Source organism: Paenibacillus turicensis, from assembly GCF_017873435.1.
Lineage (GTDB): Bacteria > Bacillota > Bacilli > Paenibacillales > Paenibacillaceae > Fontibacillus > Fontibacillus turicensis.
In genome coordinates this window covers 18187-43216 of sequence record NZ_JAGGKG010000009.1, presented here as the reverse complement: position 1 = coordinate 43216, position 25030 = coordinate 18187, and the positions used below count along the sequence as shown (strand labels likewise).

23 protein-coding genes and 1 pseudogene are annotated in these 25030 nt (G+C 38.1%); 8 read left to right on the top strand and 16 right to left on the bottom strand.

Going from position 1 to position 25030, the window contains the following annotated elements; genetic code table 11:
- Positions 1-28: 28 nt before the first annotated feature.
- From J2Z32_RS10785 to J2Z32_RS10770, 4 genes are all read right to left on the bottom strand, one after another.
- Positions 29-1216 (bottom strand): YcaO-like family protein, encoded by a 1188-nt coding sequence (locus J2Z32_RS10785; RefSeq protein WP_210089168.1) that lies wholly within the window; start codon positions 1214-1216, stop codon positions 29-31.
- 70 nt (positions 1217-1286) lie between these two features.
- The gene (locus J2Z32_RS10780) at positions 1287-1439 is read right to left on the bottom strand and encodes a hypothetical protein (RefSeq protein WP_210089167.1); all 153 of its coding nucleotides are present in this window, start codon (positions 1437-1439) and stop codon (positions 1287-1289) included.
- A 237-nt stretch (positions 1440-1676) separates the two neighbouring features.
- A complete protein-coding gene (locus J2Z32_RS10775; RefSeq protein WP_210089166.1) occupies positions 1677-2492 on the bottom strand; it encodes a TrmH family RNA methyltransferase in 816 nt (271 codons plus the stop codon).
- Between the two features lie 55 nt (positions 2493-2547).
- Entirely contained in the window at positions 2548-3234 is a 687-nt protein-coding gene (locus J2Z32_RS10770) for a potassium channel family protein (RefSeq protein ID WP_210089165.1), read from the bottom strand.
- Positions 3235-3407: 173 nt separating this feature from the next.
- On the opposite strand from J2Z32_RS10770, the gene sspI reads away from it, so the two are divergent.
- Positions 3408-3632, top strand: coding sequence for a small acid-soluble spore protein SspI (gene sspI, locus J2Z32_RS10765; protein WP_210089164.1), 225 nt, complete (start codon positions 3408-3410; stop codon positions 3630-3632).
- A gap of 138 nt (positions 3633-3770) precedes the next feature.
- On the opposite strand, the gene J2Z32_RS10760 is transcribed toward sspI, so the two are convergent.
- From J2Z32_RS10760 to J2Z32_RS10715, 10 genes are all read right to left on the bottom strand, one after another.
- Positions 3771-5354 carry a peptide chain release factor 3 gene (locus J2Z32_RS10760; protein WP_210089163.1) on the bottom strand — a complete coding sequence of 528 codons (1584 nt, stop codon included), beginning with the start codon at positions 5352-5354 and terminating at the stop codon, positions 3771-3773.
- Between the two features lie 120 nt (positions 5355-5474).
- Positions 5475-7028, bottom strand: coding sequence for a glucose-6-phosphate dehydrogenase (zwf, locus tag J2Z32_RS10755; protein ID WP_210089162.1), 1554 nt, complete (start codon positions 7026-7028; stop codon positions 5475-5477).
- Between the two features lie 193 nt (positions 7029-7221).
- A complete protein-coding gene (locus tag J2Z32_RS10750; protein ID WP_210089161.1) occupies positions 7222-8088 on the bottom strand; it encodes a YwmB family TATA-box binding protein in 867 nt (288 codons plus the stop codon).
- 195 nt (positions 8089-8283) lie between these two features.
- Complete coding sequence (locus J2Z32_RS10745; RefSeq protein ID WP_210089160.1) at positions 8284-8937, bottom strand: response regulator; 654 nt, start codon at positions 8935-8937, stop codon at positions 8284-8286.
- Positions 8924-9991, bottom strand: a complete 1068-nt coding sequence (locus J2Z32_RS10740; protein WP_210089159.1) for a sensor histidine kinase — start codon at positions 9989-9991, stop codon at positions 8924-8926. Before J2Z32_RS10740 ends, J2Z32_RS10745 begins: the two co-directional genes overlap by 14 nt.
- Before the next feature lie 41 nt (positions 9992-10032).
- Positions 10033-10683, bottom strand: coding sequence for a cell wall-active antibiotics response protein LiaF (liaF, locus tag J2Z32_RS10735; RefSeq protein ID WP_210089158.1), 651 nt, complete (start codon positions 10681-10683; stop codon positions 10033-10035).
- Between the two features lie 127 nt (positions 10684-10810).
- Positions 10811-11518, bottom strand: a complete 708-nt coding sequence (locus J2Z32_RS10730; protein WP_210089157.1) for a PspA/IM30 family protein — start codon at positions 11516-11518, stop codon at positions 10811-10813.
- A gap of 1 nt (position 11519) precedes the next feature.
- Positions 11520-12002, bottom strand: a complete 483-nt coding sequence (locus J2Z32_RS10725; protein WP_210089156.1) for a PspC domain-containing protein — start codon at positions 12000-12002, stop codon at positions 11520-11522.
- A 5-nt stretch (positions 12003-12007) separates the two neighbouring features.
- A complete protein-coding gene (locus J2Z32_RS10720) occupies positions 12008-12676 on the bottom strand; it encodes a PspA/IM30 family protein (protein ID WP_210089155.1) in 669 nt (222 codons plus the stop codon).
- Between the two features lie 58 nt (positions 12677-12734).
- Positions 12735-13034 (bottom strand): LiaF transmembrane domain-containing protein, encoded by a 300-nt coding sequence (locus J2Z32_RS10715; protein ID WP_210089154.1) that lies wholly within the window; start codon positions 13032-13034, stop codon positions 12735-12737.
- A gap of 327 nt (positions 13035-13361) precedes the next feature.
- Here J2Z32_RS10715 and J2Z32_RS10710 point away from each other — a divergent pair, with 327 nt between their 5' ends.
- Both J2Z32_RS10710 and J2Z32_RS10705 read left to right on the top strand, forming a co-directional pair.
- Positions 13362-13856: a cation:proton antiporter regulatory subunit gene (locus J2Z32_RS10710; RefSeq protein WP_210089153.1), complete on the top strand. Its 495-nt coding sequence runs from the start codon at positions 13362-13364 to the stop codon at positions 13854-13856.
- Entirely contained in the window at positions 13843-14685 is an 843-nt protein-coding gene (locus tag J2Z32_RS10705) for a YitT family protein (RefSeq protein ID WP_210089152.1), read from the top strand. The genes J2Z32_RS10710 and J2Z32_RS10705 overlap by 14 nt, the downstream gene beginning before the upstream one ends.
- Before the next feature lie 86 nt (positions 14686-14771).
- Here J2Z32_RS10705 and J2Z32_RS10700 read toward each other — a convergent pair whose 3' ends face one another.
- A complete protein-coding gene (locus J2Z32_RS10700) occupies positions 14772-16508 on the bottom strand; it encodes an ABC transporter ATP-binding protein (protein ID WP_210089151.1) in 1737 nt (578 codons plus the stop codon).
- Positions 16509-16728: 220 nt separating this feature from the next.
- Between J2Z32_RS10700 and J2Z32_RS10695 the strand changes: the two genes are divergently transcribed.
- The 5 genes from J2Z32_RS10695 (at position 16729) to J2Z32_RS10675 (ending at position 24133) form a co-directional block, all read left to right on the top strand.
- On the top strand, positions 16729-18180 hold the full coding sequence (locus J2Z32_RS10695) for an ABC transporter permease (RefSeq protein WP_210089150.1): 1452 nt from the start codon (positions 16729-16731) through the stop codon (positions 18178-18180).
- A 13-nt stretch (positions 18181-18193) separates the two neighbouring features.
- Positions 18194-19669 (top strand): ABC transporter permease, encoded by a 1476-nt coding sequence (locus J2Z32_RS10690; RefSeq protein ID WP_210089149.1) that lies wholly within the window; start codon positions 18194-18196, stop codon positions 19667-19669.
- 122 nt (positions 19670-19791) lie between these two features.
- Positions 19792-21612, top strand: coding sequence for an ABC transporter substrate-binding protein (locus J2Z32_RS10685; protein WP_210089148.1), 1821 nt, complete (start codon positions 19792-19794; stop codon positions 21610-21612).
- A 459-nt stretch (positions 21613-22071) separates the two neighbouring features.
- A complete protein-coding gene (locus J2Z32_RS10680; RefSeq protein ID WP_210089147.1) occupies positions 22072-23406 on the top strand; it encodes an MFS transporter in 1335 nt (444 codons plus the stop codon).
- Between the two features lie 115 nt (positions 23407-23521).
- On the top strand, positions 23522-24133 hold the full coding sequence (locus J2Z32_RS10675; RefSeq protein WP_210089146.1) for a LysE family translocator: 612 nt from the start codon (positions 23522-23524) through the stop codon (positions 24131-24133).
- A gap of 8 nt (positions 24134-24141) precedes the next feature.
- Here the strand turns inward: J2Z32_RS10675 and bioB are convergent.
- A pseudogene (bioB, locus tag J2Z32_RS10670) lies at positions 24142-24906 on the bottom strand (biotin synthase BioB); the annotation flags it as partial.
- Positions 24907-25030 lie beyond the last annotated feature (124 nt).

Sequence of the window (25030 nt, the reverse complement as noted above, 5' to 3'; positions counted from 1 at the left end):
CCTTTGTAGTTACAAAGTATAACTTTATTTAAGATATCCAACTATTATTGGGAACTGCTAAAATACCGTTATTAATTATTTGGAAGTTATCCATTCCAGGGATAAGAACTTTAACGCAAAATAAGTTATCAGAAGAATAAATCTGGTTTATATATACATCAAAATTATATTTACTTAGTAATTCAATAATTATTTGTAGGAGGTTCTCTAAATCTAATACTTCAAAATAGTTATTATAATTAAATGAACTATATCTTATATTAAAATCATCGTAATTACATTTAATAGCTTTATAATACTTATCATACTCCGAGAATAAAGCTGAAGTAATAATGGCCTCTTTTTCATTCTGATTATTGTGCATATGATAATGTTGCAATAATTCTAATAGAGTTCTTTCTATTGCATATTCACTAAACAATGATGTACCAGACCCTTTAAAAGGAAGTGAAAATTCCAACTTTTTCAAAAAAGCATAGTAGGTTGGAAATTCAGGATATTTTGTTACATCCAGCAAAAAAATTTCTTCTTCTAAGGTGTTCTGTACTTCATAATATATACCTTTTAACTTTTCGTTTAAAGAATCTGGAGAAACTACATTTACAGTATCTATTGATTTTGTTATGAAGCAATTTCTTAAATGTGTAGATAAACTATCGCGTTCAACTATTTCATTTATGCCATGAATAATAGCCTCTTCTTTACTATATCCAGTTGCGCAGCCACTATTTGTTCTATACTTTTTCAAGCCTACTAAATTAATATCTACTTCATTTACTTCACAATTTAAAAAAGAGGGATATTGAAGATAATTATTTTCTTTAGTGATATTTTCATACTTAATAACATTTAACTCTTTTTCATATTGCATTTTATGTAAATAATATATAGGGTAAAATTCCAGCAGTTTTGTATTTGTATTTACTATTTGATTAATAAAGGCTTTTTCACTCGATTGAATACTATTATCCAAATACAATAGGTGTTCAATTGCCTCGAATAATGCACTCGCTAATGCCTGTTTTCCTACTCCTTTACCACTAGAGATTAATTCAACGTTATCTTTATTACTTTTATCAAAGACTGCATATGTACACAATAGGTTATTTTTAGAATTCTTTTTTTGCAAAGAAATATCTACTCCATGCTTTATAAAAAACTGTTCTGCAACTTTAATTGCTTCTTCAACATGTACACTTCTCTCAAAATTTTCCATTAATGTCAACCCCAGATTAAAATTATAAAGAGATTGATATATAAAATATCAATCCCTAAACCATTTATAATTATAATGATTCAATAATATTTTTCTCATTTTTAGAAATGATATTGTTTAAGATTGAAGATAGCTTATCCTCTACTTTAATCATTTCAATAATTCTATCCACCTCTTTTAATTCAAATTGAAATTCTGTCATTTCAGATCTAGCTTTTCCCATATCAGTTTGTCCTCCAAAGATTTATTTAATTACATTAATAACCATACCACCAAACACCTATTTTGTAAATATTAACCTAAAAAGTGTTTGTTATATAATATTTTACAATATAATACTTTTGTGGAGAGTAGAAGAAAAATACTAGAATAGAAATTACATATGTAACTATTTGATTAAGATATTTATACAAAAAAACAAAAGTTTAGTTGAAAATTAATCCAACCAAACTTTCGTTTTTTATTCCCTACTATACTCCCTCTGCCTCAACACCTCATACAACAACACAGATCCCGCCATTGCAACATTCAGCGACTCGGATTGCCCGTGCATCGGAATGATTAGCCCATCATCCATAAGCGCAAGCACCTCCGCACTTAACCCTTTCGCTTCACTGCCCATAAGCAGCCATACGGAAGAGGTAAAATCATAGGTATAACAGTTCACTGCTGCTTGTAAGCTTGTCCCTGCTAATCGTATTCCGTGTGCTTTAGCTTGTGGTAAAATCTCAGCTAATTCCCCCTGCAGCACAGGTAAATGGAATAGCGATCCCATTGTTGAACGGATGACTTTAGGATTGTACAAATCAGCACAGCCATTTCCTAAAATAACACCATCCGCCCCAACTGCGTCTGCACTCCGAATTAAAGTTCCTACATTTCCTGGATCCTGTACTCCATCTAATACAAGCACTAAGCTGTTTTCTTTCGAACACAAACGCTGTAATGTCTGCTCATGATCAAGGCTATTTACCTTATGTATAACAGCAAATACAGGCTGAGGTGACTTCACCTCGGTACACTTCGCTACCACGGCATTAGACACAGCAATCCACTGTACATCTAATCTTGAAGCAGAAAATGAAGCTAACTCCGCAGGAATCCCTGCATCGATATCATAGCAGACACACTCAATGACAGTGGTGGCATTTTTGATCGCTTCCTGTACCAAATGAATGCCTTCCACTATATACTTTTGTTTCTGATCACGATGCTTTTTTTCCAGTAAAGAAGCCCATTCCTTCACTCTGGCATTTTGAGGCGATAATATTTCCATGCTTATCCATTCATCCTTAACTTTTCTATATTCTAATTTAGCCTACTAGCTCTCATTAATTCCGCACAGGCTGAGGTGCATAATACAACTCTAGCTTCGTGAGATCATTTCGCTCGCCAACAATGACAAGAATATCATCTTCAGTTAAACGCTCAGAAGCATCTGGAGAAATATTCATTTTACTGCCACGTTTTATCGCCATGACGTTACAGCCAAATTTCGCTCGAATCTCAAGCTCCTTCAGGTTTTTGCCCACCATCGCTTTAGTTACAGTATGCTCCACAATGCTATATTCATCAGAAATCTCGATATAATCAAGAATATTAGGGGAAATTAAATGGTGAGCAACACGTAATCCCATATCCCGCTCAGGATATACAACCTTGTCCGCACCAATTTTCTTCAAAACCTTCCCATGTAGTTCATTTTGCGCCTTCACAACGATGAGTGGTCCACCCATATCCTTTAAAATTAAAGTCGTTAAAATACTTGCCTGAATATCTTCTCCGATAGCAACAACAACAACGTCAAAATTACGTATGCCTAGTGCACGCAATGCCTCTTCTTCCGTAGAATCGGCAGAAACGGCATGTGTCACGACATTAGATAACTCTTGAACCCGATGCTCATCTGAATCAATCGCAAGTACATCAAATCCCATATTACTTAATGAGGTAGCAATGCTTGAACCAAAACGTCCAAGCCCAATTACTGCAAACTGCTTTTTGGCTGCATGTGCCATTGTCTCACCTACCTAAATACATTAGCTATTATAGTTACTGTAACTTCACTCAATCTTATTCATGCTATTATTCGTTATAGTATACCACAATCGTTGTCGAACTTGAATTTTCAGACTGGAAGCGGGGAACATTAAATACGGGTCAAATTTGATTTCAAGGGAGGAGCTTGAACATGCCAATTACGATGGATCTACGCCAAGCGGTCATTCATAAAATGCATGGTAAAAGTGAAGATGGCTTACGTGAAATGATTGATGGCTCGATACACGCTCAAGAGGCGGCTTTGCCCGGTCTAGGCGTAGTATTTGAGCTAATGTGGGAGGACTTGGCTGAGCCTAAAAAGGAAGCCGTTGTCCGCAAACTACATCATCAATTAGAGGAAATCGATAAGCACTAAAGAACAACCATTGAAATAGTGATATTTGCCCACTATAACAATAGCAAGCTTGAGGCTAGAGAAATGTCTCTAAGCACAAGCTTGCTATTGGTTTTAAATTAAAGATGTAATTAAATTACAATTTAATTTGTTTATAACTTATGGAGCCATTTCTAAAAATTTGGCATCTGGATTTTTTTCCATCGCTGTGCGCATTGCATATTCATTTTCAAACAAGGCAACATAGTTCCCTTTTTTATCCTTCACAAGTGTAGAATTGATTCTGAACTTAGATGGGTCAACTTTATCCGCAACAATCCATCTCGCAAATTGGAATGGCATACGTTGCAATTGTACGTCTACCCCATATTCACCCTTCATCCGGTACTCAAACACCTCAAATTGCAATTGACCTACAACGCCAAGTAACGTATCCTCAAAACCAACCGTTGTGAACACCTGAATCGTGCCCTCTTCGGTAAGCTGATCAATTCCTTTTTGATATTGCTTATGCTTAAGCGCATTTTTAACGGTAACTTTCGCAAAAATTTCAGGTGAAAATGTCGGTAATTCATCAAATACGATTTCTCCACCTTGACTTAGTGAATCCCCAATCCGAAAAATACCTGGATCAAACAATCCAATAATATCCCCTGGATAAGCTTCACTTACAATATCGCGATCCTGAGCAAGAAATTGCTGTGGTTGGGATAACTTAATATCCTTACCTACACGAACATGCTTCACACTCATTCCACGCTCAAATTTACCTGAAACGATACGCAAAAACGCAATCCGGTCACGGTGAGCAGGATTCATATTCGCTTGAATTTTAAACACATAACCCGAAAACTTCTCTTGTGTAGGCTCAACGATTCCTGTTGTGCTCTTACGTGGTTCTGGCTTAGGTGCAAGCTCGAGGAAGTTTTCCAAGAAAGTCTGAACACCAAAGTTATTAACTGCACTACCAAAAAATACAGGTGTCAATTCCCCATTTTTGATTTTTTCCAAATCAAATGGATCACCAGCTACATCTAATAGCTCTAAATCCTGACATAACTGATCATGTAGGAAATCGCCTGCCATCTCACGAATCATTGGATCCTCATAGCCATCTACCTTAGTAACCTGAATTTCATCATGGTTGTCGCCTTGGAACAACTCCACCTGATTTTTCATGCGGTCATATACCCCACACAATTCACGGCCTGAGCCAATTGGCCAGTTCATCGGAATAGAGCGAATTCCAAGCACCTGCTCCAGTTCCTCCATCAAGTCAAAAGGACTACGCCCTTCACGATCCAGCTTATTAATAAATGTAAAAATAGGAATGCCACGCTTCGCACACACTTGGAATAGCTTAATCGTCTGTGCTTCGACCCCTTTAGCAACGTCAATCAACATGACTGCACTATCGGCAGCTGTTAGTGTACGATACGTATCTTCACTAAAATCTTGGTGACCAGGGGTGTCCAAGATGTTAATACGATGTCCATTATAGTCAAACTGCATTACAGAGGAAGTTACAGAAATCCCCCGCTGCTTTTCAATCTCCATCCAGTCACTTGTTGCATGCTTACTTGCTTTACGCGCTTTAACAGAACCAGCAAGACGGATCGCACCACCAAACAGCAGTAGCTTTTCCGTTAATGTTGTTTTCCCGGCATCCGGGTGGGAAATAATCGCAAACGTTCTCCGTTTATCTACTTCCTGCTGTAATACTTGATTCAATGCGTTACTCATCCTCACGTTCCTCTCATTTAACAAAAATCACGTTCTTCTATTGTATCACAAAAAGTCGTCTTTCAAGCATCATTATACTTGAAAGACGACATATAAAAAAATCAACTTTATTTAATTTAATTATCGAGAGTTTTTAATCCAAATGACGTTATCCTCATCTTGACCATTTACTGGCCACCAGTGGAAGCCGTCCTTAGCAAGTAATTCATGAGCCGCATCTGGTCCCCATGAGCCTGCCTCATACAGATCGATGTCATTTGGCGCTTCTGCCCATGCCGCAGCAATTTTGTCTACGAATGCCCATGCAGCTGCAACCTCATCCCAACGGGTGAAATAGGTGGAGTCACCTTGTGCAGCATCATAAATGAGACGCTCATAAGCTTCAGGGGAATTAATACCGATCTGACAGCTTTGACAAAATTCCATCGCTAGCGGTTCGATTTGTGAATCAGAACCTGGCTTTTTCGCGTTAATCTTAATATAAATCCCTTCCATCGGGTTAACACGAATAACAAGCAGGTTAGGTGCAAGGTCATGCTTTTGACGTAAGTATACATTGGTTGGCATCGGTTTAAATTCAACCACGACCTCTGTTGTTTTAACAGGAAGACGTTTACCAGTACGAATATAGAAAGGAACACCAGCCCAACGGAAATTATCTACAAGCACCTTCGCTGCAAAATAGGTTTCCGTATTTGATTCAGGGTTCACTTTATCCTCTTGACGGTAGCCTGGTAATACCTTGTCCCCTTGCTTACCTTCGGAATATTGGCCACGAACAACACTTGCCTTGACCTCTTCATGCGAAGCATATGGACGCAAGGAACGAAGCACCTTCACCTTCTCATCCCGAATGTCCTCTGGGATCAGACGACTTGGTGGCTCCATCGCAATCATCGTCAGCATTTGCAGCATATGGTTTTGTCCCATATCACGCAAAGCACCAGAATGATCGTAGTACCCGCCACGTTCTTCAACACCCACCGTTTCACTTAACGTGATTTGTACGTTGGAAATATGCATATTATTCCAAAGTGGTTCAAAAAAAGCATTAGCAAAACGAATGACCTCAATATTTTGTACCATTTCTTTTCCAAGATAATGATCGATACGATAAATTTCTTCTTCCTTAAACACTTGGTTTAGCTCTTCATTCAGCTTGTGTGCTGAAGTAAGATCATATCCAAATGGCTTTTCAATAACTAGGCGATGCCAACCACTACTGCTCAGCATACCACCCTTTTCAAGATTGAAGGACACACTCCCGAACAGCTCAGGCGCAAGCGCAAGATAGAACAAACGATTGCCAGGGATACCAAATCGTTCTTCCACCTGTTCAGTTAGCTGCTGCAATTCACGATATCCTTCTAAATTGTTTATATCTAGTGACTTGTAAGAAAAATGCTCTGCGAAGGTGTTCCACTCCGAATCATCCTTCACTTTATAACGGCAAAACTCCTCAATAGAGCGATGTACATCATCTCGGAATTCCTCTTGCGAACGCGGCCGTCTCGCCACGCCAATAACAGCAAAATCTTCCGCTAACTTCCCTTCACGATACAATGAAAATATCGCAGGAAAGAGCTTACGGCGTGCCAAATCTCCGGTTGCTCCGAAAATGAAAAATACTGCCCCTGGTGTATGCAGTGATTCTAGATTTTGATTATCAGCCATGGCTCCTCATTCTTTCTATTGAATATTGTGAATAATTATACAATCTCCCTACAGTGATAAAGCTTCTCAGCTTACACAAGGATTGATGTAATTTTAGCATATTCAATTCAAGGATGCTATAAATTAATTACATTTAAGAATAAGTTTCTTCAAGTTTCATCTAATTTTTAGACTAACTTCATCTTTAATTCATCTAATATTCAATCGTTAATAGCGGTGAACCGATGGATACTTCTTGTTTATCAGAATCTGAGCTTTGATGAAGCGCAAGCTGTATATTGATACGTTGTTCACCACTTAATACAGATAAAGGCAACTCCCCAACATGATACGATGAGCTTACCGTATTTCCATCCTGATATTGATCTACCCTAGTTACTTCCTTCCACTGCATTTTCATTAAGGATTCTAGCTTAACTAAAATCAACTTCGTAGGCATTTCATCTTCTCTACCTTTTTTACCGTCTTTACCGTCTATACTATCTTGACCTACATCAGAATTTCTTTTCTCGTCCACCTCTTGATTTAAGTCGATTGGGTTCGCAGAGGACGTCAATTCGCCTTGTATTGCACCATTCCACTGAATGTCAACACCGGCTTCATTTAATATAACACCGTAGCTTCCTTGTAGCTGCTCTAGCTTGGCCAGCCCTTCCTTATTAAAGGCTTCAACTCTAACCATGACATAATATTTTCTATCTGCCTGCTCAGTTAAAGTGAAGGTGCTTTTAACCTCCTTTGTAGCTTGAACAGAAGTATATTGTTGATGTCCTTGAAAATGAGCTGCGGTTGGTGTTGTTAATCCTAGACTATCCGCTAGACTAGCTGCGGCTTCTTGAGAGGATAATGGACTTACCCATGCGCCTTGCCATTTCACCGTGATATGTGCAGAACCTTCTGTCAGTTGTGAACCTACCTTCCATAGTTGTGCCCATTGCTCCTGTGCGAATTCTAACGTCTGATTTTTCTGCGCAAAGACATGATTTTGTTGTTGGTCCAACTGATTAAATAAGAATAAACATACAAAAACACTCAATATCATGACATACATTTTTTTCATAATAAAAACTCCTTCTCTATTCAACCCAATTCATTATCAATCGGATTCAAGCTATAAACCTATCTAATAAATCTAGTAAATCTAGTAATCTATTAAGTAGGTTAACCAGAGAAGAAGCATATTATACGTTACATATTATTTTGTCCATTTTGTTCATTTAATCAAACTATTGGTTTATCCACGTTATATACCTTATTACTCCGCTAATCCATTTTTATAAGCGTAGATAGCCGCCTGTGTGCGGTCATCTACCCCAAGCTTAGCTAAAATGTTAGTCACATGGAATTTAACAGTTTTCACACCAATAATCAGATCATCTGCAATATCTTGATTTGACTTCCCTTGGGCTAACAATCTGAGCACATCCATTTCACGCTCTGTTAATTCCTCATAAGCAGGTGTCTCTGGCTTAGGTTGGCGCAAACGATTCATCATTTTAGAGGCTACCTGTGATTCAAGCACCGATTGACCTCTAGCCGCAGCACGAATGGCCTCCGCAATTTCGGAAGCACGAGATGTTTTTAACAAATAACTGAATGCACCTGCTTCGATTACAGGGTACATTTTTTCGTCATCCAAATAACTCGTCAACACTATAACTTTACAATTAGGATTAAGCTTTAATAATTCACGTGTTGTCTCAATGCCATCCATCCCGTCCATGACCAAATCCATTAACACAACATCTGGCGTATACTCTTGAACAAGACGAATACCTTCTTCACCATTACTGGCCTCACCTACAACCTCAATCCCATCCTCTGTTCCAAGTACAGCCGCAAGACCAATTCTCACCATTTCATGATCGTCTACAAGTAACACCTTGATATCTTCGTTATCGTTCTCCATGCTCCAATCCCCCCATCTCATCACTCATTAAAGGTATCGATATCTCAATACGTGTCCCTTTACCAACTGCAGTTATGAATTGAATTGAACCTCCAACCTCATGCACACGTTCTTGCATCGTGGATAAACCATAGGAGGTCTGTTTTTTATCATCCAGCTCAAAACCAATTCCGTTATCCCGTAACGTTACCTTAAGAACCTCGCCACGCCGATGAATTTTAATTTCCATTTTATCTGCTTTAGCATGACGTAATGTGTTAGACATCGCTTCTTGAATAATACGAAATAAGTGATTTTCAATTCCTTTTCCTAAAGTAAGGTTCTCATCCATTTCAAGCACCAGATCCATTGGAACCTTTGTTTTTAGCTCCTGTACTAAATCCAGTAAGCCCTGCGATAATTCCTTGCCCTCTAAATAAACTGGACGTAAGTGAAGCAATAACGCTCTCATTTCTGACTGAGCAACCGAAGCCATTTCCTCGATTAATTCCACTTGCCTTCTTGCCTTTTCAAAATCTTTATCCATGGTTCTACCTACCGCAGTTGCTGTCATCGAAATGGCGAACAATTGCTGCGATACCGCATCATGCAACTCTCGTGCTAACCGTTGTCGTTCCTCTACAATAGCTGAAATTCTAGCTTGCTCGGCTAACTGAGCGTTATGTGTAGACAACCGTTGTAAGGAGCCCACCTGCTCCTCCCAGCGTTTACCTATCCGCTCCATCTGCTCCGCTAACCTTCCAATCTCATCTTCACCAAGCTTAGGCACGGTTCCCGTCTGATTTCCTTTTTCCCATTGTACAAGAGAAGCTCTCAGCAAATCCACCTTGCGCTTCGCACGATAGGATTGTAGAAAACCACCACCACCACCAATAATAACAATGAGACATAGCAAGGTGATGCCTGCTCTAATCCCTGTTTTCCATGAGGTAGGAGGAATTAAAAAATCATATGTATATAAAATATAAACGACAGCAAGGACAACAACAAACGAAACTAAAATACCCTCCCGCATGCTACGTGATAACATATCCTTTGAACGTTTAACCTCCATGCAGGAGCCTCCTTTAGTAAACTTAGTTTAAATAACCATTTCTAAATAAATTTAATATCAACATCGCCAACTAAATAAGAAATTACAATTTTGACTTTATACTCTTTTTGCTCATATTGCGGTGACTTCCAATACAATCTATTCATCATGCCCGTCGTTTTTTCATCTCTAAAATTCAACTTTCCAAACAACACAAATACCTCTATATCTACACCATAATCCATCGGAATCGTGAGATCCACATCACCAACAATTCCTTGGAAAATTACAATATGGGAATGTTCCTCTTCAATTGCAAGTGACAAATCAATGTCCAGCTCTCCAACAATGTGCCACATGCTAGTGTTACGTAATACCCATGGATCGCGATCCCATTGGATATTAGTCGTAATGCTTTGCTTTTGCGTGTAATTACGATCTGCTTGTACCTTTCTCACTTTAGCAAAATAAAACCCAAGCGAAATCATAATTATAGCTGCCACAAGCATGAAGTTTTTCAACAAAATTAACCCGCTACCAATTGCAACTAAAATATAGCCTTGACGTACATCGTCACCTTTACGGATTTTATAAATACCTAAACCTAATACCAGCAGTGCGACAACACTAAAAAACCCTAAATAGTTTCCGAAAATAATCAGAAAACTAAAAGCAATAAACCCAAACAATAGGAGTTTTTTTGGTTTGTTCATGTCACACCTCCATCTTCTGCAGAAAATACCACTTTGTAAAATTGGCAAAAGCCATCTCAGCGAATGCTGTATGGCTTTTTACCAACTTGATTAGCATAACATATTCCAGGTTTGACGTGTATAGCTGTTATTCAGAAACGTTATCCTTTGATGCAGAGCTAGAAGGATTTAATTTAGATTTTAATGCTTCCAATTGTTGATCTACCTTCATTTGCTTTTCTGCTTCTTCTGGGCTGATGTAAGAAGAGGTTGCAGTGTCACGATATACGATACCGGATACTTCTGCTTCTGCCTCTAATTGCATAATTTTTTCCTCCATACGGTGGAAACCAAGAGAAGCATGGCCACTTTCGATGCTGTTAAGGCTACTTAATTGAGACATTTGCTTTCTAGCCTTCGCCATTTGTGCACGACTAACCAATTCGTTACGTTTATTGCGAAGCTTATAAAACTCATCTTTCATGTCATGCAATTGTTGTTTTAATTCAGCAGCATGTACTTCTGCTTGAGCATGCAATTGACTAAATTCGTTTTGCTTTTGATCATAGTTCAATTTTTCTTCAAGCAATTTACGAGCAACTTCCTCTTGTCCGTTACGAAGAGCAAGCTCTGCTTGGCTCTCACGTTGTGCTGACACCCGAATCGCTTCGTCTAAACGTTGCTTCATACGACGTTCGTTTGCCATTTGCTTAGCCACTGTAACTTCCGCATCACGGATTTCTGCCTCCATGTCACGTAAGTACTGATTTAGCATTACAATTGGATCCTCAACCTTATCCAACATTTCATTAACAGATGCTTTAGTGATATCTTTAATTCTTTTGAATACTCCCATTTTATTTATCTCCCTTCTCGTTCTCGTAGTTATTTAATTTTTTGCGAAGCTCTTTTAGTTCTTTTTCCATTGCTTTTTTCTCAATATCCTTCATCATATCGTCTAGACTTGATGTAGGCTCTTGCCCTGTATTGGGATTAGGATTGGAATATCCTTGGTTATACGGGTTATAAGGTGGCTGTTGTCTAGTGTTGTAATCCTGATTAGGTCCTCCCATATTCCATGGGCCACTTGGACCACCTTGACCTCCTCTTCCTCCCCTGTGTCCCCATTCATTGTAATAAGGATCATTCGGATGACGTGGTTCCTTAGGAACAACTAAGGATGCCAAGAAATAAATAGGGATAGCGGTCCCGCTAGAGAAAATCACGACGAATACCATAATCACTCTCAAAAGCGTTGAGTCCAGATTAAAATAATTCGCTAACCCACCAATTAACCCTGTTACTTTGTTATCATATCTGGAGCGATAAAGCTTATTCATCTTACTCACTCCCCATCCTTCGGCTTAAGCTTCTGCTTCAAGCGACTTAGCTCTTGCTCCAACGTAGACTGAATATTACCGCTAATGTCGTTAAAAAGATCCTCTCCAGTTTTGCGTAAATCTCTAAGGCTACGTGCCTCAAGCTCCATATCAGAAACTCGATCTTCAAGACGTCCAAACATTTTAGGTACATCTTGATTATTTCCCATGCGTTGATTCATTCTTTGCTGAAGACGTAGGGTTTCCATTCTAGCATGGTAATATTGGCGTTTGTTATACACGATTTGATACTCAGTTTTGAGTTCATTAAGCTGAGCCTCTAGCTCTTGAAGTGATTCTAAGCTTTGTGTATACAATCCAGTGTATTGTTCCATTTTTTCTTCATATATAATCTTTTCTTGTAAAGCAAGCTTAGCCAAATGCTCTTCATCGGCTTTTAGTGCCAATAGCGCTTGCTCTTCTCGCTTATCTCGCATCACTTTAGCTTGGTCAACCTGCTGCTTCAAGCCTTTAGTGTGATTGTAATAATGATGATGCAACTTCTCAGCTTCTGCAATTTCCCGTCTTGTCTCATTTAAAAATTGATCTATTAAAGTAACAGGATCTTGGGATTGCTCAAGCTTTTCATTTAAAGTTGCGACTGTAATGTCTCGTACTCGTTGAAACACACCCATAACATCTCATCCCTCCTGACGACTAAACAGCTTTTTAATTCCATTTATATTTTATTAATTAGTAGTTACGTCTACCGTTACTAAGTGCAGATATTCCGTATACAATCAGCCCGATACCAAGCAACGGAACAATTAGCCACGCAAGCTTAGATAGTAAGGATAGAATACCGAAGAATAAAATGATCCAGCCAAAAAATGAATTTCCTCGACGAATCCCATAGTAACCAAGAGCGATCAGCAACAGACTGAAAATGACTCCAAACAAACTTCCTAAAAGCGGGGTGAATTTCCCTATTAAGATCAGTACCCCCATCACAATCAAAACGATAGCAAAGCTATTTGGCTGACTTCTTCTCATTGATTATCACCGCCTTTCATTGTCATCAACCTTATACTCTTATTCTAGATATTTCTTTCACTTTTCAAAACAGACTACAGACGGTTTTTATACTAGACCTAAGTCGAGGTTGATTTTAGTTTTTGCATCACTTTGCGCTTTGAGATACTTTTGATTGTATGATATCCTTATTATAGCTGAGCGGGTAACCTCGCTATAGTTTCGTTTATTTCCACTTAAATAGTAATATTGTTTGAATACTAATGTAAATGTAATTTATGAGTATGTTTGTAGCAGCTAATGATTGGCATTACTTATCGTATTACTTATATTGGAGGCTTGAATCAAATGAATCTCAAAGAAACCGAAATACCAGGCGTTGGCAAGCAATTTGTCGCTGAAGCTCGCAGTGGTGACAAAATCTCGATCGTGATCCATAACGATGGACGACGTGAAATGCAACATTTTGAACATAACAATCCTGAAGAAAGTGCTTCAATGATTACACTTGAGGATGATGAAGCAAGATATATTTCTGCTATTATTGGTGGAATTACGTACACCCCTACTGCACTTGAAAATATTGAAGTCGCACTTGGTGATATTACAATTGAGTGGTATAAGCTAGAGCCACATTATAAATCGATTGGCAAAACGATTGGTGAGCTTCGTGTTCGTCAGCGTTCAAGCGCTACTATTATTGCTGTGATTGAAAAAAACCATACGAAGCATATTAATCCAGGAGCTAATACACTGCTAACCGTAGATGCAACTGTTGTCGTGATCGGAGAGCGGCTCCATCAGCAACAAATTAGACAGATCTTATTAAATGGAAGTGCTTAAAAAAATAAAAATTTCAAAAATTGTCGGGATCATAACAGGTGCAATTTTAGCCGCGGTTGGTTTAGAATTGTTTTTAATGCCTCATGGCATTGTTGTAGGCGGAATGACAGGATTATCTGCGTTGATGTCTTTCTACACTGAAATGAGACTTGGCTTATTTTTATTTATGCTTAACATTCCTTTTATTGTTTTGCAATATCGATATATTAGAACTTCCTTTAACTTATTAACCATTCTAGCTATTTTAGTGTTGTCGACAGGAACCATCCTTCTTCATCCCTTCCCGGCACTATTTGATAGTCCAATCGCTGCGGCGATGAGTGGTGGCATTTCATTAGGACTTGGCATAGGATTGGTGATTCGCTTTGGAGGCCATCTAGATACTGCTGAAAAAGCGGTGGCTTGGATTAATTTCAAATTGCCATTACCAGCGGAATGGTTAATGTTAATTCTTAACTGTAGCATATTAATTTTTGCAGGCTTTTTTTTAGGACTTGAGCAGGCTATTTATTCAATTATTGCTTATTTCTTAGCCTTTGAAGGCATTAAATTACCCTTAAGACATTTTCGAGTAGCAAGAACACTATGTATTGTAAGTGATAAAAGTAATGACATTGCAAATGAGCTGCGACAACGCCTTGATCTAGCGTGCACTCCCATATCCTCAAAAATTAGGGGTGACGCTGAGATAGTAACCTTATTATGTAAGGTTCGGCATTGGGAAGAATTAAGATTACGGGCGATTGTTCAAGAAATCGATAAAGAAGCAGACATCGCGTTATATCAATACAACGCAAATGAAACTACTTCCACTACATCTCCACATTAAAAAAGCAACCCCAATTATGTTGTTGGACTTGGGAATCTCCCCTTGCCCTTCATGATTGAAAGTTGCTTTTTATTTTGTCTTAACACCTACACTGGCATAGCTACATAATGCCCTTCAGAAACCTCTATCAACTTCGAGTGTTCAACACCATAATCGTCATGATTATCGTAATATTCTTCTAGCGTCAACCGACGCTTTTGACTTTCAATTTTAGGATCAGGCACTGGAATTGCAGCTAACAATTTTTTTGTATATTCATGTTGAGGATTGCTATACAGCTCTTCACTTTCCGCCATCTCTACGATTTTACCCATATACATTACTGCAACACGATCACTAATATGCTTTACCATTGACAAATCATGAGCAATAAACAAATAGGTTAGCCCTAGACGTTGCTGTAACTCTTCAAGCAGCTTAACAATTTGAGATTGAATAGATACATCTAAAGCAGACAATGGTTCATCACAGACGATAAATTTAGGCTCCACAGCGAGCGCACGTGCAATTCCTATCCGTTGACGTTGTCCCCCCGAAAACTCATGTGGATACCTTGAAGCAAACGCAGGATCAAGTCCCACCATATCAAGTAATTCCTCCACGCGATATTTCCGTTTCTCTTTACTTCCCCCAAGCTGATGGACATCTAATGCCTCTCCGATAATATCCAGTACCTTTAATCTAGGATTTAAGGAGGCGTAAGGATCTTGAAAAATCATCTGCATATGCTTGCGCATCACTTTCATCTCAGGCGCTTTTAATCGGTTTACAGCGACACCTTGATATAGAATGTCCCCTTGGGTTGGCTCATGTAAACGTAAAATTGCCCTTCCAGTGGTCGATTTCCCACAGCCGGACTCTCCTACCACCCCTAAGGTTTCTCCTTCATGGATATGGAAGCTAATATCGTTCACTGCCTTTAAAATATTACCTTTCCCAAGATTAAAATGCTGACTTAGCGAATTAACTTGAAGGATTGGCTTGGCATGTCCACCCGTGATTACGGTTGGGGTTGCTTTAGGCTTTTTCTTATCATCTAAACGTGGTAAAGCATGAAGTAGCTTTAATGTATAGGGATGCTGAGGGTTTTCGAATATTTCATTCGTACTCCCTCTTTCTACGATAACGCCATCCTTCATTACAAGCACCTGATCACACATACCAGCAACAACACCTAAATCATGCGTAATTAAAATAATTGAGGTGCCAAATCGTTCCTGAATATTTTTCATCAAATTTAAAATTTGTGCTTGAACCGTTACATCCAGTGCGGTAGTAGGCTCATCGGCAATTAATAAAGCAGGTCTACAAGCTAAAGCAATCGCGATCATCACCCGTTGACGCATTCCCCCCGAAAATTCATGTGGGTATTGTTCAAATCTACGCTCACTATCCCTGATCCCAACTAACTTTAACATTTCAATCGCTTCTTTTTTAGCTTCCTTCTTAGATAACTTCTGATGCTTAATTAAGCTCTCCGCAATTTGCTTTCCTATTTTAATCGTAGGATTTAAGGAGGTCATTGGATCTTGGAAAATCATCCCCATATCTTTCCCACGTATCGCTTCCATTTCTTTTTCGGAATATTGCGCTAAATCTTGTCCTAAAAAAATAACCTCCCCGTCCTTCATAAAAGAAGGTGGAGATGGCAGCAATCGCATAATAGATCTAGCGGTCACACTTTTTCCACTACCGGATTCACCCACAATACCGAGTGTTTCTCCTCTTTTTACCTCAAAGCTAACGCCACGTACAGCTTCTATTTCTTGCTCGCGTCCTTGAAATGACACTGTTAGATTTTTCACTTGGAGTATGGAATCCATCCCAAAGTCACCTACCCATAAATAATTTGCAATTGGACATTATATAAATGTAAAAAAAGTAGTATTGTACTTATTATAGATATCTTACTTTATTATAGAGACTGTACTTATTATAAAGAATTACTTATTATAATGATAGCTTGACATAAAAAATAAGCTAAAATAAAATATACTATATCGATCGGAATAATGCAAAACTTAAAATCGAGGAGAATGTATGATGGCACAACCTTCACCGAACCATCGCCAGCACCAGCCTAAATATACAAATTTATTTACTAATAATTATAATAAAGCACTTTTAAATCCTGCGTACAGGTATTTTATATATATTTTAGGGGCGCCTGTCCATCTCTTTATTTTAATCTATTATTTATGGAATAGAAAAAGGGATTCTTATCAAGTTGCAATGGAAGAAGCCACGAACAAGCTTATTGCTTCTGGTTATAAAGAAAAGCTGATCCTTGAGCTTCGAGAGCAGGCGGTAGCTAAACAAAAGTTTTTTAATGAACAAATAGATGAAGCAAAGCAAAATAAAGAAGTAGAACAGCTTGCTACCATTAAACTTAAAGAAAAAGCGACAGAAGAAGTAAATAAGCAGCTTGAATTAAAGCAAACTGAAAAACTGTCGTTGTCCAATACCTTTTCTATTTTAATGAAAACAAATTGGTTTTTCCCAATAAGCTTTATCCCTGGAATTTTGATGTATGCGTTAATTTTCATCTATAGTCAAACTTATTTGAAGTTCATATTTGAACGCTTAGTTATGGCTTTATTTGTAATTCTGGGAGTATCTACACTCGTCTTTACCATTTTGCATTTATCGCCAATGACCCCTGCTCGCAATATTCTTGGTGAAACCGCAACGACAGAACAGATCATGAAGTTTAATGCGATATATGGTTTGGATCAGCCTTATCTTGTTCAGCTATGGCACACTATTAAAGGCATCTTTACCTTTGACCTAGGGAACTCCTTTGCCGGCAATGAAAACGTAACAAGCGCCATTGCTAGGAAATTCCCAATAACGTTAACACTAACGGTCATTTCATTATTTGTCTCGATGCTTATTGCTATACCTGTTGGGATTATATCTGCAACAAAACGAAATACATTTTGGGACTATTCCTTTATGTTTATTGCACTGATAGGATTATCCATCCCAAGCTTCTGGCAAGGGTTAATCTTTATTTTAAACTTTTCAATCAAGCTAGGACTATTACCAGCAACCTACAATCCACAAAATGCATTGTCCATCATAATGCCAGTGATTGTATTAGGTACAGGACTGTCGGCGGCAGTGGCAAGAATGACTCGTTCATCGATGCTAGAGGTTATTAATGAAGATTATATTTTAACAGCAAAAGCCAAAGGTCTTGCTAAACGACAGGTGCTATTGAGACATGTGATCAGTAACGCCATGATCCCCATCATTACCGTCATTGGACTGCAATTTGGGGGCATGTTAGGTGGCTCTGCAGTTACCGAAAAAGTATTTAATATTAGTGGGTTAGGTAATTATATTGTGGATAAGCAATTTATTCCTGATATCCCCGCAGTTATGGGTGGTGTCGTATACACCGCGATTACGATCTCACTAATTAACGTGATTATAGATATTATGTACGCCTTCTTTGACCCTAGAATTAGAGCAAAGATGAAACAAAACTAAAGCAGGTGGGGTTATGTACAAATTAAAATCGTCTCAGGATTATAGCCATGCTACGTTTTCCTTTATTATTTCCTTGGTGCTAACATTAATCCTATTGCTAAACAGCTTTGACTTTGCAACGAATGCAATAAATAGCTTTATGTTTTATTTATTTATTGCTTACGCCGTTTTTACAGTAATTCAGGGAATTATTACTTGGCGTATACGAAAAGACATTCTTATTAAAGGCGAAATAAGCACCTTTACACGCAGCTTAGGTTTCTTACAACTATTAAGTATTTTTACAGCTAATATTTTTGTTGGTGCATCTGGCTTTCAGTTAGTTAAAAAGGAAAAAAATACAGAATACACGCTTGCAGTCTATACATTTCTAACTGGACTATTTGTAATTGGAATTTCAGCTCTAAACTTATTTAAGCCTTATGTATCTAATACGTTTATACCTGCCATGCTTGTCCTTATTTTATTTATGGTATTTCACTTGATTGTTTTATTACTCATATCAAAATTTGTTGTTAATCATTATGCACCAAAATGGATGCTCCCTATCGCCTTCTTGTTAATACTAACCACGATTTCAGGTAACCTATTTGCCTTATTGTTAGGCATTAATTTAATCGTAAAGGTAAAACATAAAGGTGTCGCTGTCACCGCAAAGTGGAAAACGATTTGGGATAAGCTTACAACGAACATTTCAGCAATGGTGGGACTATTTTTTGTCATCTTACTGTTTTCAATTTCAATTTGTAGTCTGTATACCTTTGATTATGATATGGCAATCGTCAATAACTATAGTGCCATTTTACAGCCACCTTCGCTGGCTTATCCGTTAGGAACAGATAATTTTGGCCGTTGTCTTTTCTCTCGGATCATCTTTGGAGCAAGAATTTCATTGATTGTTGGCTTTATTTCTACGCTGATTCCCGTTATTATTGGCGGTATACTTGGCGCCCTAGCAGGTTATTATGGTCGTCATGCCGATAATTGGATCATGCGTCTGTTAGATATTTTGTATGCGATCCCTGGTATTTTGCTTGCTATCGCAATTATTGCTGCATTTGGGGCTAACACTGTCAATTTGATCATCGCATTAAGTGTCGGGGCAATTCCTACCTATGCGAGAACAATGAGAGCCAACGTCCTTATGGTTTCTACGTACGAGTTTGTAGATGCGGCTAGAGCATTTGGCTCCAGCAATTTCAAAATTATTTTTAAGCACATTGTTCCAAACTCGCTTGCGCCAATGATTGTGAAATCTACACTTACCATTGGTAGTGCAGTCATCGCAACAAGTAGTCTTAGCTTTCTTGGCTTAGGTGTAGAACCACATATCCCTGAATGGGGAAACATCTTAAAGCTAGGGAGTACGTATTTAGAAACGAATTCTTATTTAGCGATCTACCCTGGATTAGCCATCATCTTACTCGTCTTATCCTTTAACTTCTTAGGAGATGGACTACGGGATGCACTTGACCCTAAAATTAGTTAACGCCTAACAGTCGGTAATATTTTGTAGCTTGAAATGCCAATGCCTTTGTAACCTTCGGCAGCTTCAGTCTACAAATTTTATACATTGCTTCACAATATAAAAACTATTCGGAGGGAATCATCATGAACAAAAAGTCACTGCTTATGCTACTACTGATCTTCACCATCGTAGTAAGCGGATGCTCAGTTAAAACAAAGACAGATACAGCATCCACAGATGGCAAAAACACGACGAACACAGCAAGTGGCGCACCTATTGACATAGAGCTACTTGGCATGAGCTTGAATCAAGATGATATGAATATCATTCGAGATCAATTAACCAAAAATGGCTTCAATGTGAAGCTGAATATCCAACCAGACTACAGCAGCTTCAAAGCACAAGAGGATGCTGGGAACTATGACCTTTCCCTTTCAGGCTGGACAACCGTCACAGGTAACCCTGACTATGCTGTAAGATCCTTGTTTAAAACAGGCGGAGATTACAGCCGATTAGCTGACCCTGAAATTGATGCTTTGATTGATAAGGCAGCAACTGAAACTCCTGAGCAATATGTAGAGACCTACAAGCAATTAGAGCAAAGACTTGTATTTGATAAAGCGTATATCGCTCCATTGTACATTTCTTTAAAAAGCCAAGCGTTTAACAAAGATATTTTAAATCCAGACAGTGTTCGTTTGTCTAAATCACGTGCGTTAGCATGGGAGCCTATTGACTTTAAAGATACTTCAAAACGTGCAACACAACCATTAGTACTAACTCAAACGCAATCTAATCTAACTTCTCTTGATCCAATTAAAGGGAATGACGGTTCGATCAATCAGCTAAACACAAATATGTATGTTCGCCTTATTAATTTAACGGATGATGATAAAATCACATCTGAAAATTCCTTATCCTACAACTACACCATTGCCGAAGGTAATTCTGAGTATTACTTCTTGTTACGTGACGATATTAATTTCGCTAAAATTGACAAGAAAAAAGCAGTCGATACAGGTGAACGTGTAGGCGCAGACGATGTAGTCTTCTCACTAAATAGAGCGAAAGATAAAAACTCTGTACCTGATCATCGTACCTACAGCTTGCATGAGCACATTAAAAATGTAGAGATCGTAACAGACCTAAGCTCACTTGATAACATCAAACAATCCAATGGCACAGGAACAGTGCGTGAAGCACTTGAAGCAGGACTAAAGGATAAAGTGACTGGGCTTGTTGCAAACAAAACTGATGCAAACAATGCTGCAGGTAAATACCAAGTAATTAAGCTAACTACTACTGAGCCTTTCCCACAAGTACTTAACTATTTGGCTCACCAATCTGCGGGTATTGTTTCTAAAAAGCAAGTCGAAAGCATTAACACTTATGATGTAGCAAAATTTGATGTAAACAAAGACATTCCTTATGGTGATCAAAGCACAGTAACTGAGGGTGCTAAATATAACAACACGTTATATGCAAGTGGTCCTTACATCATGAGCTATAAAAACGACTACGAAGCTATTTTCTTGAAAAACCCTGGTTATCGCAAAGGTACCGATGCAGCAGGTAAAATCGATACTGTAAAGGTTCGCTTCATTCAAGACATGGACAGTGCATTATCAGCACTACGTAGTGGTGAAGTTCATCTTGTTTACGGTGTACCTGAAACCAAATTCGATGTAATTACAAGTGATAGTAAACTTAAATTAACTTCGATTGAAAGCAACGCCGTATCTTACCTCCTATTTAATACAGGAGAACGTCCAGTTGCTAAGAGTGAAAACCTAAGAAAAGCAATTCTGTATTCGATTAATCAAGACGAAATTCTTTCCTTCTACAAAAACAATAAATTCAAAGCCGCATCTACTGTAAGTCCAATCGTAAAAACCGGCAATGAACTTGTTGCAGATGCGAACAAGGTAAAAGAATTTTTGGCAGCATACCGAGCTGAAAAATAATTAACTAGTGAAATAATCAATTAGGCAAAATGAAGCGCTAGCCCAATTGTTTGAATCGTAAAGAGAACCTTAAATCCACTATATAGTGCGATTTGAGGTTCATTTTTTTGTCCCAAGCCTTAATTTAGTCTATGTGATACATAATCTCAGCTTCTGAACACAACAAAAATTCATACTTATTCCACATGTTGTGGATATACCTTATATTTATGTGGATATTCAGTGAGTAAATCCAGCATTTATTCACAACTTATTAACAATCCTCACAAATCCACATCATACTCCATATATATAACTTTATTTTATATTGAAATGTATATAACATGTGCACAATATGTTGATAACTTCTGATTTCAGTGGATAATTATATTTCATAAAATAAACAGTGGTCGATTCTTCCGAAAAATTACCTTTCCTGTTAAACTGGAATTACTGTATAGGCAGACTGGAGTGAATCATTTGAGCATTTTACGGCAAATATTTAATAAAATTGGGGGCTGGCCCCGCAACATCCAACTCTTTTTTCTAGCAAGTGTACTGTGCCAGGTTGGAAGTGGTATGTTCTCTGTTTTATATAATGTTTACATCCAAAGACTTGGTTATAATGATACAATGAATGGCCAGATTGTCAGCATACAGTCATTAGCCACAGCAATTATGTTTATCCCCATTGGTTTGGCTGGTGACAGATTTGGTCGGAAGAAACTACTCATAGCAGGTGCTTTATTCAGCGGTATTGCTTTAATTGGTCGTTCCTTTGACTACTCTGCGAACGGCTTGATCTGGTTTGCTGTGTTCTCTGGCCTATTTGCCGGAGTATTTCAGATATTATCAATCCCTTATCTTGCTGATAGCGTGAAGGAAAATCAGCGTCTCAAAATATTTAGCTACTATTCTGCACTTGTGCTTGCATCTCAGGTTATAGGAAGCCTTGGAGGTGGAGTTCTAGCTGACCTGCTTCATCACACCTTCGGAATATCTGAAGTGTTAGGACTACAGATCGTGTTACTCCTAGGTGGAGCTACGACGCTAATCGCTTTTATTCCTTTACTATTTATTACTGAAACTAAAACCTTACATAGGACAAAAATTGAAGATAAAGTAAATGTAAATAAAGTGCTTGTAAATAAAGAACCTAATGAAAATAGCCTGACCCCAACCAAAGTAAACTCGGATGTTAAAATAACCAAAGATAAAGATTCTCGCTTAATTATTCAATTTGTTACAACCCAATTGTTGATTGGCCTTGGTTCTGGGCTTGTTATTCCTTACCTTAATCTTTATTTCACTAATCGCTTCTCATTGTCCATGAGTGGCATGAGTTTACTCCTTGCACTTGGTCAAATTATGACCATTGTATCTATGTTGATTGGCCCAACCCTAGCTAATAAAACAGGTAATGTACGGGCAGTAGTCATTTTTCAGATCATGTCCCTGCCTTTTCTCTTATTAACAGGGTTCACTAATATACTTTTTGTAGCATCAATCAGCTTTCTGTTTAGACAAGCCTTAATGAATGCAGCCAATCCAATACAGTCTGCAATTTTAGTTGAGCGTATTTCTGACAAACGACGGGGAATTGCCAATTCCTTAATGCAGACGGCATTTATGGTTGGTTGGGCGACGATGGGCCCTGTTCAGTCCTATCTAGTCACAACCTACGGAACTTACTGGGGTTATGCCATCACATTTAGTATTACAGGAAGTCTGTATGTAATCTCATCACTTATGTATTATATAATGTTCAAAGAATCCAAACCTTCTAATACTACATCATCAACACCTGCATCTTGAAAACTGACACTCTTAACTGATGAAATAATGAAATAAAACTCATAGAATAAAGCCAGCAAACGATATTAATCCTTATCTTCGCTGGCTTTTGCAAAATTTTTATAAAGGAGACCTTATGTTATTACTACTTAAAGGCTGTTTCATTGGATTAGCTATTGCTGCTCCAGTTGGTCCTGTTGGCGTAATTTGCATTCGACGTTCACTAGCTCAAGGAGCTAAATATGGTTTTATTTCTGGTCTAGGTGCAGCAACAGCAGATGCTATATATGGTTGTGTAGCCGCATTTGGCTTTACATGGTTAACAAGTCTACTCATAGGCTATCAAGCATGGCTTCAATCTCTTGGTGGCTTGTTACTAGTTCTGCTAGGTATACAAACTTGGTATTCTAAACCGGCTAATCTTAATACTGAAGTTTCAAGGAAAGGTTTGCTTGCAGCTTACGCCTCTGTATTTGCAATTACAATCACAAATCCTATGACCATATTAGCTTTTGCAGGAATTATTGCAGGGGCAGACATCGCCATAGCACATTCTAATCTTGGACCCGCACTTCTACTAGTAGCAGGAGTTTTCACTGGCTCTTTAATCTGGTGGCTCTTTATTTCCTTCACAGCGTCTCGTTTAAGCACAAAAATAAAACCGACATCATTGCTATGGATCAATAGAGCATCTAGTATATTTATTGCATTTTATGGAGTATGGGCTTTTCTATCAGCTTATAATTAAAAAACATGTTAACAACTTTCTTCAATTTCAAATCCTAAATCCTCAATAATTTGATAATCTGTCGTAATATCTTGGCCTGCTGTCGTTAAATAATCTCCTAAAAAGATTGAATTGGCAGCATACAATGTTAAAGGCTGTAGCGTACGAAGATTAAGCTCTCGACCACCTGCCACACGAATCTCTTTGGTAGGACAAATAAAACGAAATAGAGCTAGCACCTTTAAAGCCTTTATAGCTGGTGTATGGCCTGCTTCTTCAAGAGGTGTTCCTGGTATAGGATTCAGGAAATTAATTGGAATGGAATCTGCATCTAGCTCACGGAGTGCATATGCCATTTCAACAATTTCTTGATTGGTCTCGCCCATACCAATAATGACACCAGAACAAGGAGATATACCATATTTCTTCACTTTCTCTACAGTTTCTACACGTTGATCATACGTATGGATCGTTGTAATTGCTGAATAGTTAGACTTACTAGTATTCAAATTATGATTGTAACGATGTACCCCAGCTTCAGCAAGACGTTTGGCTTGTTCTTCCTTGAGAATACCTAGACATGTACAAATTTTGAGGGGCATCGTTTGGCGAATTTCTTTAACTGCTTCCAGTACCTGATCTAGCTCTTTATCTGTTGGTCCCCTTCCAGATGCTACAATACAATAGGTTCCTGCCCTACGTTTTATCGCTTCATGCGCACCTAATAGTAACGTACCCTTATCAAGCAAGCTAAATTTCTTTACTGGGGCTGTGGAAACAATAGATTGCGAGCAATTGGTTATTTTAACAAACCTAAATTTCACTGTAAAGATACTAAATGAAATAATAACTAATATAAAACTAGTGTGTTTTGTAAAACACTTATGTAACGAAATTAAAATATTTGTTTAAGACCGA

Coding starts and splice junctions, on each gene's coding strand:
- J2Z32_RS10715 (WP_210089154.1), bottom strand. CDS start 13,034: ATGAGAAGAAGTCAGCCAAATAGCTTTGCTATCGTTTTGATTGTGATG.
- J2Z32_RS10720 (WP_210089155.1), bottom strand. CDS start 12,676: ATGGGTGTGTTTCAACGAGTACGAGACATTACAGTCGCAACTTTAAAT.
- zwf (WP_210089162.1), bottom strand. CDS start 7,028: ATGGCTGATAATCAAAATCTAGAATCACTGCATACACCAGGGGCAGTA.
- J2Z32_RS10725 (WP_210089156.1), bottom strand. CDS start 12,002: ATGAATAAGCTTTATCGCTCCAGATATGATAACAAAGTAACAGGGTTA.
- J2Z32_RS10740 (WP_210089159.1), bottom strand. CDS start 9,991: ATGGAGGTTAAACGTTCAAAGGATATGTTATCACGTAGCATGCGGGAG.
- J2Z32_RS10745 (WP_210089160.1), bottom strand. CDS start 8,937: ATGGAGAACGATAACGAAGATATCAAGGTGTTACTTGTAGACGATCAT.
- J2Z32_RS10785 (WP_210089168.1), bottom strand. CDS start 1,216: ATGGAAAATTTTGAGAGAAGTGTACATGTTGAAGAAGCAATTAAAGTT.
- J2Z32_RS10775 (WP_210089166.1), bottom strand. CDS start 2,492: ATGGAAATATTATCGCCTCAAAATGCCAGAGTGAAGGAATGGGCTTCT.
- J2Z32_RS10770 (WP_210089165.1), bottom strand. CDS start 3,234: ATGGCACATGCAGCCAAAAAGCAGTTTGCAGTAATTGGGCTTGGACGT.
- J2Z32_RS10685 (WP_210089148.1), top strand. CDS start 19,792: ATGAACAAAAAGTCACTGCTTATGCTACTACTGATCTTCACCATCGTA.
- J2Z32_RS10695 (WP_210089150.1), top strand. CDS start 16,729: ATGGCACAACCTTCACCGAACCATCGCCAGCACCAGCCTAAATATACA.
- J2Z32_RS10705 (WP_210089152.1), top strand. CDS start 13,843: ATGGAAGTGCTTAAAAAAATAAAAATTTCAAAAATTGTCGGGATCATA.
- J2Z32_RS10730 (WP_210089157.1), bottom strand. CDS start 11,518: ATGGGAGTATTCAAAAGAATTAAAGATATCACTAAAGCATCTGTTAAT.
- J2Z32_RS10690 (WP_210089149.1), top strand. CDS start 18,194: ATGTACAAATTAAAATCGTCTCAGGATTATAGCCATGCTACGTTTTCC.
- J2Z32_RS10675 (WP_210089146.1), top strand. CDS start 23,522: ATGTTATTACTACTTAAAGGCTGTTTCATTGGATTAGCTATTGCTGCT.
- J2Z32_RS10700 (WP_210089151.1), bottom strand. CDS start 16,508: ATGGATTCCATACTCCAAGTGAAAAATCTAACAGTGTCATTTCAAGGA.
- J2Z32_RS10760 (WP_210089163.1), bottom strand. CDS start 5,354: ATGAGTAACGCATTGAATCAAGTATTACAGCAGGAAGTAGATAAACGG.
- liaF (WP_210089158.1), bottom strand. CDS start 10,683: ATGAACAAACCAAAAAAACTCCTATTGTTTGGGTTTATTGCTTTTAGT.
- J2Z32_RS10780 (WP_210089167.1), bottom strand. CDS start 1,439: ATGGGAAAAGCTAGATCTGAAATGACAGAATTTCAATTTGAATTAAAA.
- J2Z32_RS10710 (WP_210089153.1), top strand. CDS start 13,362: ATGAATCTCAAAGAAACCGAAATACCAGGCGTTGGCAAGCAATTTGTC.
- J2Z32_RS10750 (WP_210089161.1), bottom strand. CDS start 8,088: ATGAAAAAAATGTATGTCATGATATTGAGTGTTTTTGTATGTTTATTC.
- sspI (WP_210089164.1), top strand. CDS start 3,408: ATGCCAATTACGATGGATCTACGCCAAGCGGTCATTCATAAAATGCAT.